Genomic DNA, 12,345 nt, shown 5'->3' on the forward strand with positions numbered 1-12,345 from the left:
CGCCGAACTGGGTGTCGGGGTGATGCGGTCGGCCCTGAGAGGTTCCGTGTGATCCGCTCGTCGAGTCAGCTCTTTGCTGTCTGTCTGAATCGTTTCAAGTCTGGCGGTGGGATAGCGCCGCCCCGACAGGTCATTGAGTCGCCGGCGGCGAGGTGGCCGTGACGTCGGCCGAGAAAACCCCTTCAGTGCCGCACCGAACAGGATCGACATGACTTCCGAACAGCTCGCGAACCTCAGCATCGCCGAACAGGCGTCCCTCACCTCGGGCGGCACGGCCTGGTCCACCGCCCCCGTACGCGACATCGCGCGTTCCCTCAACGTCTCGGACGGACCTCACGGGCTTCGGCGTACCGCTGAGAACGGCAGCGTGTTCGCGCCCAGCATCCCGGCGACCTGCTATCCGCCCGCGGTCACCATGGGCTCCACCTGGGATCCTGATCTGGTCCGCGGGATCGGCGCCGCGGTGGCCCGGGAAGCGTGCGCGCTCAAGGTCGACGTGGTTCTCGGTCCGGGTGTCAACATCAAGCGCAGTCCGCTGTGCGGGCGCAACTTCGAGTACTTCTCGGAGGATCCGCACGTCAGCGGCGTCATGGGGGCTGCTGTCGTCGACGGGATCCAGTCTCTGGGCGTCGGTGCGTGCCTGAAGCACTTCGCCGTCAACAACCAGGAGACCGACCGGATGCGGGTCAGTGCCGACGTCGACGAACGCACCCTGCGCGAGCTGTACCTGCCCGCGTTCGAGCACATTGTGCGCGAGGCGAAGCCGTACGCCGTGATGAGTTCCTACAACCGTGTCAACGGCGTGTACGCCAGTGAGAACCCCTGGCTGCTCACCCAGGTGCTGCGCGAGGAGTGGGGCTTCGACGGACTGGTGATGTCCGACTGGGGGGCCGTCAACGACCGGGTCGCCTCCCTGTCGGCGGGACTCGACCTCCAGATGCCGCCGAACGGCACCGACGACCAGATCACGGCAGCCGTCGAGGGCGGGCACCTCGACCGGGAGGCCGTGGCCATGGCGGCCGGACGTCTGCTGAAGCTCCAGGAACGGGTCGACCGGGCCCCGCACCTCGACCAATGGGACGTGAACGCCCATCACGAGCTGGCCCGCGAGGCCGCGCGGGCGGGAGCAGTGCTGCTCAAGAACAACGGCGGCCTGCTGCCGATCGACCCCTCCGCGCGCCTCAAGGTGGCCGTCATCGGCGAGTTCGCCCGTATCCCGCGCTATCAGGGGCAGGGAAGTTCCCGAGTCGTGCCCACGCGCCTCGACACCGCTTGGGAGGCGCTGCGGGAGGCAGCGGGACCGGAACTGGACCTTACTTTTGCGCCCGGGTTCCTCCTTGACGGTGCCGACGCTCCTGCGCTGGTGGAGGAGGCAGTGACCCTTGCGGCCGACGCCGACATCGTCCTGCTCTTCCTCGGCCTGCCGGACGCCGCGGAGACCGAGGGGCAGGACCGCACGCACATTCAGCTCCCCTCCCAGCAGGTCGAGGTGGTACACGCAGTGGCTGCCGCCTGCTCGCAGGTCGCCGTCGTGCTGTCGAACGGATCGACCGTGTCGGTGAGCGAGTGGCAGGACGATGCCGCGGCCGTACTGGAGACCTGGCTCGGTGGTCAGGCAGGAGGTTCGGCCGTTGCCGACCTCGTGTTCGGTGCTCACAGTCCGTCGGGCAAGCTGACGGAGTCCATTCCGCTGCGCCTCCAGGACGTGCCGTCCTACCTGTACTTCCCCGGTCAGGACGGGCACACGGTGCACGGCGAGGGCCGCTATGTCGGCTACCGGCACTACGACACCCTGGACGTGCCGGTCGCCTACCCCTTCGGGCACGGGCTGAGCTACACCACCTTCGCCTACAGCGACCTCGTCGTCGAAGAGACCGGCGCCAACGCGTGGACGGTTCGTGCCACCGTCGCCAACACAGGCACTCGGTTCGGTGAGGAGGTCGTTCAGCTCTATGTCGCCTTTGACGAGCGGCACCCCACTCGACCGCGTCACGAGTTGCGAGGCTTCGCCAAACTGGCGCTGGCTCCCGGAAGCTCTGGACAGGTAGAGCTCTCCCTTTCCGGCCGGGACCTGGCACGGTACTCGCCCCAACTGGGCGACTGGCGTGTCGATCCAGGGGCCTTCTCGGTCGAGGTCGGTGCTTCCTCGCGCGATATCCGACTGCGCGCCGAGCTGTACACACCGGGCGACGGCCGCGCCGAGCGGCTCACCGAGCAGTCCTCCCTGGGGGAGTGGCTGGACCACCCCGTCGGCGGCAAGCTTCTGCGCGAGCGACTCGCCGAACGCCCCGGCGCCGTCCACCCGGACGAAGTTGACCCGATGTCCTTGGCCGCGGCCATCCAGATCCCGCTCGTCAAGTTCAACGGCCCCACCCTCGGGCTCGACATGGATGCCATCAGGATGCTTGTCGCCGCCGCGGAAACAGAGGGCGGCGCCACCGGATGAGTACGTCGCACCACCGCATCCCCAAGCTTCGTGTCGCCGTTGGAGGCGTAGATGACCACGTTCCCCTGCCATGAATACGACCCGGAGATCGGTCGCCGTGTCGCGGAACTCAACGGGAAGCCGGCAGACAGCCGCAGCATCGCCGACTACGAGGCGCTCGGCGCGCCGCTCGGCCGTGTCGAGTCCTGGGACCTCGACGTCAAGGACCGTACGATCCCGGGCCCAGGCCCGGAGATCCCGGTGCGTGTCTACCGCCCGAGCGGTCCGGCGCCCGCCCCACGCCCGTGCCTGGTCTGGTTGCACGGTGGTGCCTGGGTCGGCGGTGACCTGGACATGCCGGAGGCGCATGAGACCGCTCGGGGTATCACCGGGCGGGCCGACGCGGTCGTGGTCTCCGTCGACTACCGCCTGTGCAGTGACCAGGTGCACTTCCCCGCACCCCACGATGACGTCGTCGCCGCCTATCGCTGGGTGCGCGACAACGCCGGTGACCTCGGCATCGATCCGGACCGCATCGCTGTCGGGGGCGCGAGCGCAGGCGGTAACCTCGCGGCGGGCGCCGCGCTGCGCCTGCGGGACGAGGGCGAAACCCCCTGGCAGGCGCTGTTGCTGTATCCGCTGGTCCATGCGCCCATCCCCGCCCCGTCGGACGAACTGGCCGCCGCTCTGACGCAGGTACCGGGCCCGTTGCTCATGGTCAACGAGCAGTTGGACATGGTGTCCGGTCTCATGCTGGGCGGTGACCCGATCGAGTCGGCGTCGGTGTACGTGTTTCCGGGGCATGCCGAGGACCTGACCGGCTTTCCGCCGACCTACATCGACAACGACGAGTTCGACAGCCTGCGCAGCAGCGGCGAACTCTTCACCGAGCAGCTCCGTGCCGCGGGCGTCGACGTCGAGCAGGTGCTTTCGGTCGGCGTCCTGCACGGCCATCTCAACATCGTCGGCCTCGACGCCGCGCACACCACGCTCGACCGGATGGCAGCTCGCCTGCTCAGGGCTGAAGCAGTGACGTCCACCATGCACCACGACACAACTACCCCCTGGCGAAGGGAAGACCAGTGAGCAGTTCCGACACGGCAGCCGCGGGGTGGGAAGACCGCGCACCGCGATCCGACGCAGAGCTCCCGTCCGATCTGGGAGGCCGTTTCGTTGAGTCCTTCCGGCCTGTGGTCGAGGCGTTCGCGGACACCGTGGCCGATCCGGAGTCGTCCGGCGCGGCACTGGCGATCCGGCATCGCGGCGTCGAGGTGGTCAACGTATGGCGGGGAGTCGCGGACGCCCGGGACGGGCGGGCGTGGGACGAGCGGACGCCGAGTGTTCTCTTTTCCTCCACCAAGGGCCTCGCGTCGCTCACCGTGGCATGGCTGGTCGAGCAGGGCCGCATCGATCTGGAGACGCCGGTCGCGGAGTGCTGGCCGGAGTTCGGCGTGCATGACAAGCAGGCCCTGACCGTCGGAGACCTGCTCGCACACCGGGCGGGCCTGTACTCGCCGGACGAGGACATCACGCTGGACGAGGTTCTGGACGGCCGGGCTTTCGCGGCTCGGCTGGCCGCGCAGAAGCCTCGCTGGATCCCGGGCGAAGCACACCTCTACCACGGTGTCACATGGGGCCCGTTGGTCCGGGAGACCGTCCTGCGGGCGACCGGCCTCGATCTCCCGGCGGTCTTCCGGGAGATGACCGGCACCGAGTCGCCCGCCGATATCACCTTGCAGGCGACGGATGCCGAGATCGCCCGCGTCACCCATCTGCGCACCTCGCCGGAGCACGACGTCATGGGCGCCAAGATGGCGGAGATGTTTGCGGGCGACGCCGGCGCGCTGCGCTTCTTCACCACGGGGGGCGCCTTCCCACTGGGCTACGTCACCGAGGACGGAGGCCTCAACGACCCCCGCGTACAGAAAGCAGGCCTGGTCAGCGCCACCGGCATTGGTACGGCGGCGGCACTCGCCCGCGTCTGGTCATCGGCGATCACACCGACCGACGGGCAGCAGCGCCTGCTGTCGGACCGCGGTGTCGCACTCCTCACGCGGGAGCGGAGCGGCGGCCCCGGAGCCTTCGACGCGAACAACGCCGGCCCCTTCCACCGATGGGGCGCCGGAGTACAGCTGTTCTCCGATGCGCTGCCGCTGCTCACCAAGGACTCGTTCGGCCACGACGGAGCCGGCGGCCAGGCCGGGTTCGCGGACCCACAGCACCAGGTCGGCTTCGGCTATCTCACCAACCGCATGGAAGTCGCAAGCAACGTGCCACGCGTCGTTGCCGCGCTGAGCGAAGTGCTCAGCGACCTGCCGACGGACGCCCCGCAGTAACCGCGCCCGGCAACCCACCACCGCACCCCAGGAGAAGGACCACCACCGTGCTGGAACACGCCACCATGATCACCGCCGACGCTGAGCGCGGCGCGGCCGTCGTACTCGGCGCGACGCTCACGCTCGATCAACCAGCGGCGGAGGTGGCGAGGGCTGTTCTGCGTTCCACGGCCCACGGTGTGTACGAGGTGCGCGTCAACGGCCGTGCTGTGAGCGAGGACGTTCTCGCGCCCGGCTGGAGTGCGTACGAGTGGCGCCTGCAGGTGCAGGAGTACGACGTCACCGCGCTCCTCACCGACCGCACCGACACCGTAGAAGTCGAGGTCCTTCTCGGAAACGGCTGGTGGCGCGGGGGGCTCGGTTTCACCGGCCTGAAGCTGGACTACGACTCCGCCCTCGGCTTCATCGGCGAACTGCAGGTGACGTACCGGGACGGCGGCGCCCAACTGCTGACGACGGGCCCGCACTGGAACGCCCGACTGTCGTCCGTCGTCGAGAACAGCCTCTACGACGGTGTACGCATCGTCGCCGGAGCGGCGAAGGGTCCCCATCTGGACGTCACCACGGTCGCGTTCGACCGCTCGGTCCTGGTCCCCCAGGTCAAGCCCGCCATCCGACGGCACGAGACGGTGCGTCCGGAACGGATCTGGACCTCGGCCGGCGGGAAGACCCTCGTGGACTTCGGCCAGAACCTGGTCGGCTGGGTCCGGCTGCGCGCGTCGGGTCCGGCCGGCACGGAGATCACCGTCCGCCACGCCGAAGTCCTCGAACACGGTGAACTGGCCACACGGCCGCTGCGCGGAGCCCGGGCCACCGACACGTTCGTGCTGTCCGGGGGCGACGATGTCTTCGAACCCACCCTCACCTTTCACGGCTTCCGCTACGCCGAGATAGCCGGCCACCCGGGTCCGCTCACCCCCGACACCCTCGAAGCCGTGGTGGTCCACTCCGACATGCTGCGCACGGGCACCTTCGAGTGCTCGAATCCGCTGGTCAACCGGCTTGTCGAGAACTCGCTGTGGGGGCAGAAGGGCAACTTCCTCGACCTGCCCACCGACTGTCCACAGCGTGACGAGCGCCTGGGCTGGACCGGCGACATCGCGGCCTACGCCGCCACCGCCTGCTACCAGTTCGACTGCGCGGACGTCCTGCACGGCTGGCTGCTCGACCTCGCTGCGGAGACCGAGTACGGCGGACACGTCCCGTTCGTGGTGCCCAACGTGCTGAAGTTCATCCCGAGCGAGGCACGTGCCAAGGCCGCCCACATGCTCGTCCCGACCGCGATCTGGGGCGACGCCGCCGTGTGGGTGCCCGAGGCTCTGTGGTGGGCCTACGGCGACCAGGACCGTCTCGCAGCGCACTACCCGGCCATGGTTCGGCACCTCGAGTCGGTCGAGGCCCGCATCTCGCCCTCGGGTCTGTGGGACGAGGGGTTCCAGTTCGGAGACTGGCTCGATCCCACGGCCCCCGCCGACCGGCCGTGGGAGTCGAAGGCTGACGGCGGCGTCGTCGCGACCGCCTGCCTGTACCGCAGCGCGTCCTTCGCCGCCGATGCCGCGGGCGAGTTGGGCAGGCCGGAGGAAGCCCGGCGCTGGCGGGACCTGGCCGACCGCACCCGCGAGGCGTTCCTCAAGCACTACGTACACGACGACGGCACGATCCTCTCCGACGCGCAGACCGTATACGCCCTGGCGATCCATTTCGGTCTGCTCGAAGGAGACCAGCGGCAGGCGGCCGGCGACCGACTCGCTGTCCTCGTCGCTGAGGCCGGGCACCGAGTCGCGACCGGCTTCGCGGGGACTCCCTTCCTCACCTGGGCACTGGCCGACACCGGGCACATCGACGACGCGTACCGCCTGCTTCTCCAGGAGGAGGGGCCGTCCTGGCTGCACACCGTGACGCTGGGCGCCACCACCATCTGGGAGCGGTGGGACTCGATGCTGCCCGACGGAACGGTCAATGCTGGTGAGATGACGAGCTTCAATCACTACGCCCTCGGCGCGGTCGTCGACTGGCTCTACAAGACGGTCGCCGGTATCCGCCCTGCCGAGCCCGGATACACCCGACTCCTGCTCCAGCCGACCCCTGGCCCCGGCCTCGACTGGGCACGGGGTGCACTCGACACGCCTCGCGGACGCGTCGAGTGCGGATGGCGGCGCGAGGAGGGCAACGACGGGGCGATCCATGTCGACGTCCGCGTTCCGGAGGGGATCGAGGCGGACGTGGTGCTGGCCGACGGCTCCCGCCGCACGGTGACCGGCGGGACTCACAGCTTCCGTACCACGGTCTGCCCTTCCCCGCAGGTACGGACGATCAGCTGAGCCGCGTGGCAAACCCGGAAGGACATAAGAACCAATGAAACGCACCTCTTTCAACGCGGGCTGGGAGTTCCGGCCGAAGGTGAACCAGTTCGCTGAGGTGGCCGGTCGCACCACCCGCCACCGAGCGGTGACCGTGCCGCACGACGCCATGCTGGACCGTGGTCGTGACGCGTCCGAGGAAGCGGCCGGTGCCTACTTCCGCGGTGGCGCCTACGAGTACCGCAAGAAGTTCCAGGTAGCCACCGAGGACGAGGGCAAACGCCTCCTCGTCGAGTTCGAGGGTGTCTACCGCGATGCCATGGTGTACGTCAACGGTGCCTACGTGACGCAATGCCCTTACGGTTACACGCAGTTCCGTGCCGATATCACCCCGTACCTGCGCTACGGAGCCGAAAACGAGATCCGCGTCGAGGCCCGCACCCATCAGGACTCGCGCTGGTACACCGGCGCCGGTATCTACCGGGACACATGGCTGCTCACGGGCGGCCCCGTGCGGATCGCCCCCGAGGGCATTCGCGTCACCACTCTGGAGGTCGACAAGAAGCGGGCGGTCGTCGAGGTCGCCGTCCGGGTGGAGAGCGACGAGCGCGTCCTGCGCACCGTACGGCTCGCCGTGGAGGTGACCGACCCCGAGGGGCGCGTCGTCGCGCAGGGTGCCGCTCCGGTCACCGTCGAACCCGGGCAGTGCGCGACTGCGCGGCAACGTCTGTACGTTCGTGAACCCGCCCGGTGGAGTCCGGACCGGCCGGCTCTTCACACCGCGACCGTCACCCTCGAGGACGAGTTGGACGCCGAGACCGTCACCTTCGGCATCCGCACCCTCCGACTCGACCCCGACCACGGACTGCGCATCAACGACGACCCGGTGAAGCTGCGCGGCGCCTGTGTGCACCACGACAACGGAGTCCTCGGTGCGGCCACCTACGCGCGCGCTGAGGAACGCCGCATCGAACTGCTCAAGGACGCCGGCTTCAACGCCGTCCGGATGTCCCACCAGCCCATGAGCCGCGCCATGTTGGAGGCCTGCGATCGGATCGGCATGCTCGTCGTCGACGAGACCTTCGACATGTGGACCTCCGGGAAGTCCGCCTTCGACTACAGCCTGCACTTCGCCGAATGGTGGGAACGCGACCTCGAGGCGATGGTGGCCAAGGACTACAACCATCCCAGCGTCATCCTGTACTCGATCGGAAACGAGATTCCCGAGACAGGATCACCCTCCGGTGCCGTGTGGGGGCGCCGCCTCGCGGAGAAGGTCCGAGCCCTCGACCCGACCCGCTACGTCACCAACGGCGTCAACACGGCCCTCGCCGTGATGGCCGATCTCGCCGCCATGAGAGAGAAGGAGGAGGCCGGGCGGACCGACGAAGGCGGGACGGGCATCAACACCTTCATGGCGGACCCCGCCGCCCGTCTGGAAGCCCTTGCCACCTCCGACCTGGTCACCCACAAGACCGCGGAGTCCTTCGCCGTCCTCGACGTCGCCGGCATGAACTACGCCGAAGCCCGCTACGACATCGACCGCAGGCTTTTCCCCGGTCGCATCATCCTCGGCACCGAGACGTTCCCCACCCACATCGACCGCATCTGGCGCCTCGTCCAGAAGCACAGTCACGTCATCGGCGACTTCACCTGGACCGGCTGGGACTACCTCGGTGAAGTCGGCATCGGCCGCCCGCAGTACGTCACGCCCGGCACTCCGCAGCCGGAACTCGTCGCGCCGTACCCACATCTGACCGCCGACTGCGGCGATCTCGACATCACGGGGCACCGCCGCCCGGCCTCCTACTACCGCGAGATCGTGTTCGGGCTGCGGAGTGACCCGTACATAGCTGTCCGGCGGCCGGAACACAGGGACAAGCCGTTCGCCGGTACGCCCTGGGCCTGGAGCGACAGCATCTCGTCCTGGACCTGGCCGGACACCGAGGGCTCGACGGTCACCGTGGAGGTCTACGGGGCGGGCGACGAGGTCGAGGTGCTCCTCAACGGCCGCCGACAAGGTCGTCAGCCGTTGAAGAACTTCCGCGCCGACTTCGATGTCTGCTTCGAGAAGGGGGAGCTGCTGGCGATCGCCTACACCGGAGGTGTGGAGACCGGCCGGTACGCGGTGCGTACGGCCGAAGGCGTGCGCCGTCTTCGGACGGAGGCGGACCGGAGCGTGATCGCGGTCACCGGAGGTGACCTCGCCTTCGTCTCGCTCACCCTGACCGACGAGGACGGCACATGCCATCCGGCATCAGACCGCCCAGTACGTCTGGAGGTCACCGGAGACGGTGTCCTCGCGGGCTTCGGAAGCGCGCGTCCCTCCACCGAGGAACGCTTCGACGGGCCCGACCACCAGACCTACGAGGGCCGTGCCCTCGCGATCCTGCGCCCCACCGGCCCTGGTGAGATCCGAGTCGTCGCCTCGGCGCAGGACTGCCAGCCGGCGATGGTCACGGTGGTGGTGCGGGACGACGAGGATGCGCGAGCCGGCGGCTGACGGACAGCAGCCACCGGGCCGGCTCATCGGGGGAGCGCTTCGAAGTCGAGATTGTGGAAGGCGTTCCCCACGAAGCGCTCGGCGACCTGGCGGGCCGTCTCCAGGTCGCCGCTGTGGTCGATGGTGTGTTCGCACACCTGGAGAGCGACACCGACGCAGGCCGCGGCCAGGGCGTCGGCCGCTGCACCGAGCTCCGGTCCGAAGCTTTTCTGGCGCAGCTTGATGAGGTTCGTGAGCTGCTCGGTGACACCACTGACGACCTCCCTGCGCAGCGCCCCCTGCTGGTCACCGGTCTTCTCGCCCCGGAAGAGCAGGTCGAAGCCCTCGACCCTCTCGGCGGCGAAGCGGAAGAGCGGGTCCATTCCGATCCGGGCCAGTTCGGAGAGGCGACGACCGATGCCCTGCTCGTAGGCGTCGGCGATCCAGCCGTTGAACACCTCGGCTTCTCTCTGGACGACGAGGAGGTAGATCTGCTCCTTGTTCCCGAGCCGGGCGTAGAGGGTCGGCTTGGTCGTCCCGGCGCGCCGGGCGATGTCCGCCACCTGGGCGGCGGAGTACCCCTCGGCGTGGAAGACGGCACGTGCGGCGTCGAGAAGGTGGCCTTCCTCGAAGCGGCGACCGCTGAGACTGGTACTCGGGTGTTCGGGCACTGGGCAATTCTACGGAGTGTGTGAAGCGGCCCGTTCCGCCCGCAGGCGGAACGGGCCGGAGGCGTCAGTGGAGAGGGACGTCAGTCGACAGGAACGACGCTCCCGCGTTCACGTGCACGGTCAGCCGTGTGCCGCGCGGGTGGAGGACGGCCTTCCCGTGGCGATCGGTCGTGGCCCGGTCTCCGCCGACGGTGACGGTCGCTCCGCGCACAGGCCTGCGGTCGACGTCCTGCTGGTCGGCGCCGGCACCGTCGTAGGCGGAGGTGACCTCGACGACGACACTCCCGCCGGAGCGCCGCGTCCGCACGTCCAGTTCTGTGGGACGCGGCAGCTTCTCGCGGATGCTCTCGCAGCGTTCGTCGGCCGGCTCGGGCCCGGTGACGGTGGTGCCGTCGTACTTCGCCGTCTGGGATCCGGTGACCGTGAACGGCCGGCTCTTCAGGTCCATTGTTATGTCGCCCTTGAGTGAACCCGTGTGCTCGCCGTGGAGCGTCAGATCGTTGAGCAGGCGGACCGTCGTGCCGCTGCGCCGGATCACCTGGGTGCCGTTGACGAAGGACTTGCCGTCGTCGGAGTAGTCGCTGTAGGTGGCCCGTGGTTCGGTCGGCGCGGGGCCACTGAGCTGGCCCGGATAGGTCACCGTCACCGTGCCCGACGCCAGGCCCTTGAGGGTGATGGTCGTGGCGGCGCCGAGTGCTCCGTGGTAGTCCTGCGGCGCCGGAGCCCAGTCGCCGGGAGCGGAGCTTGCGACCGGCTGGGGCCTGCTCGGTGCTCGGTCGAAGTGGGCGACGAGCAGGTGGGAGGCGGGTGTCAGCGTGGTGAGGCTCTGCGTGCTCAGTGCCACCGAGGTGCTGTCCGGGCTCCAGATGGGCCAGCCGTGCAGCTGCGAGGTCTCACGGATGTCGCCGCCGTCGTAGGGGGCCACGACCTGTCCGACGAGCTTGCCGCCGCGGTCGCCGTCGGCGGGCAGCAGCGCGGAGGCGAACGGGATGCACGAGCGCAGCTCGGACGAGGAGACCTCTGTGATCGCGGTGGCCCCCACCCAGGCCGCGTCGAGGAAGCCGCGGAAGGGCATCAGGCCCGCCCAGTCGAAGTAGTGCCGGCGCTGCGAGTCGATCCCGACGTACATCGACCTCCCGTCCGGCGACATGGCCATGTCCTCCTCCCATTCCGGATAGGCGGTCAGACGGGTGCGCTTGCCGGTCTTGAGATCGACCTTCCACAGATCGGGGTTGCCGGACGCGGTGCCGCCGACCTGGACGTACACCATCGAACGCCCGTTGTCGGCGAACGACTTGAGCTCGAAGAGGGCGGTGCTGTCCGACCAGGGGCGCGGATCGGGGTCGGTGGGAGACGCGGGTCCGGCCGGGTTGAGCGTCCGCGCGTCGGTGACCTGGTACTTGTCGCCCGTGAACTCCAGCTTGCCGATCATCATCGACAGCAGGCTGTCCGTGCGGAAGTCGGACCAGGCGACGTACTTGCCGTCGGGGGAGAGCTTCGGCGAGGTCGCCCCGCCTGTGTCGAACGAGGGCGTTGTGACCGCGCCGCCGGGCGGGATCACACCGCCCGCGGGTACGGTTCCCGAGGTGTCGATCTTGTACGTGGTGGCGGTCTTGCAGTTCAGCACGCTGGGCGCGCAGTGCAGGACCCGCGGGTCGCCGTACGGTCCGTAGAAGACCCGTTTGCCGTCAGGAAACGGTGCGATCAGGCCCGGCTGCTCCGCCTCGCCGACCAGCGGTTCCTCGGTGCCGCAGGAAAGGCACCGTGCTCCCTTGCCGTTGGTGCCCACCACCCACAGGTGCAGCGGCCCGCGGTCCGGGTCCGGGTTCTGCGCGGGGTCCGCCTTGATGTTGCCGAAGAACAGCAGATGCTTGCCGTCCTTGCTGTATGCGGGCGCGGCCGCGTTCTTCACCGTTGCCGGGAGCTTGATCTTCTGGAGCCGGACGGTCTCCCACGGCGGTGCTTGCGGTGTCGTGCCGGTTCTTGCCGTTCCGGACGGTGGCGTAGACGTCGGCGACGCCTGGGTGGGAGTGGCTGCGACCGCGACGAGCAGCAGAGGCAGACTGATGAGACCAGCGCGCTTCGCCGTTCGGCGACGTAGGGATGTCGACATGGACGCTCTCCTTCGAGT

7 protein-coding genes are annotated in these 12,345 nt (G+C 68.9%); 5 read left to right on the plus strand and 2 right to left on the minus strand.

Annotated elements, in window-relative coordinates; translation table 11 throughout:
• Positions 1-208: 208 nt before the first annotated feature.
• From ACFXOA_RS28985 to ACFXOA_RS29005, 5 genes are read left to right on the plus strand one after another with little or no spacing between them, the layout of a single operon-like run.
• Positions 209-2,446 carry a glycoside hydrolase family 3 C-terminal domain-containing protein gene (locus ACFXOA_RS28985; protein WP_385034578.1) on the plus strand — a complete coding sequence of 746 codons (2,238 nt, stop codon included), beginning with the start codon at positions 209-211 and terminating at the stop codon, positions 2,444-2,446.
• A gap of 51 nt (positions 2,447-2,497) precedes the next feature.
• Positions 2,498-3,511: an alpha/beta hydrolase fold domain-containing protein gene (locus ACFXOA_RS28990; RefSeq protein ID WP_385034579.1), complete on the plus strand. Its 1,014-nt coding sequence runs from the start codon at positions 2,498-2,500 to the stop codon at positions 3,509-3,511.
• Complete coding sequence (locus tag ACFXOA_RS28995; protein ID WP_385034581.1) at positions 3,508-4,761, plus strand: serine hydrolase domain-containing protein; 1,254 nt, start codon at positions 3,508-3,510, stop codon at positions 4,759-4,761. Before ACFXOA_RS28990 ends, ACFXOA_RS28995 begins: the two co-directional genes overlap by 4 nt.
• Before the next feature lie 47 nt (positions 4,762-4,808).
• Positions 4,809-7,082: a family 78 glycoside hydrolase catalytic domain gene (locus ACFXOA_RS29000; protein WP_385034583.1), complete on the plus strand. Its 2,274-nt coding sequence runs from the start codon at positions 4,809-4,811 to the stop codon at positions 7,080-7,082.
• Positions 7,083-7,116: 34 nt separating this feature from the next.
• Complete coding sequence (locus ACFXOA_RS29005) at positions 7,117-9,564, plus strand: glycoside hydrolase family 2 TIM barrel-domain containing protein (RefSeq protein ID WP_385034585.1); 2,448 nt, start codon at positions 7,117-7,119, stop codon at positions 9,562-9,564.
• Between the two features lie 23 nt (positions 9,565-9,587).
• On the opposite strand, the gene ACFXOA_RS29010 is transcribed toward ACFXOA_RS29005, so the two are convergent.
• Complete coding sequence (locus ACFXOA_RS29010) at positions 9,588-10,214, minus strand: TetR/AcrR family transcriptional regulator (protein ID WP_385034587.1); 627 nt, start codon at positions 10,212-10,214, stop codon at positions 9,588-9,590.
• Between the two features lie 64 nt (positions 10,215-10,278).
• Complete coding sequence (locus ACFXOA_RS29015) at positions 10,279-12,327, minus strand: hypothetical protein (protein ID WP_385034589.1); 2,049 nt, start codon at positions 12,325-12,327, stop codon at positions 10,279-10,281.
• Positions 12,328-12,345: the final 18 nt, after the last annotated feature.

The organism is Streptomyces sp. NPDC059166 (assembly GCF_042755185.1).
Taxonomy (GTDB): Bacteria; Actinomycetota; Actinomycetes; order Streptomycetales; family Streptomycetaceae; genus Streptomyces.

Excerpts from the sequence above, each read along its gene's own strand:
- ACFXOA_RS28990 (WP_385034579.1), top strand. The coding sequence starts at position 2,498 with ATGACCACGTTCCCCTGCCATGAATACGACCCGGAGATCGGTCGCCGT.
- ACFXOA_RS29015 (WP_385034589.1), bottom strand. The coding sequence starts at position 12,327 with ATGTCGACATCCCTACGTCGCCGAACGGCGAAGCGCGCTGGTCTCATC.
- ACFXOA_RS29005 (WP_385034585.1), top strand. The coding sequence starts at position 7,117 with ATGAAACGCACCTCTTTCAACGCGGGCTGGGAGTTCCGGCCGAAGGTG.
- ACFXOA_RS28985 (WP_385034578.1), top strand. The coding sequence starts at position 209 with ATGACTTCCGAACAGCTCGCGAACCTCAGCATCGCCGAACAGGCGTCC.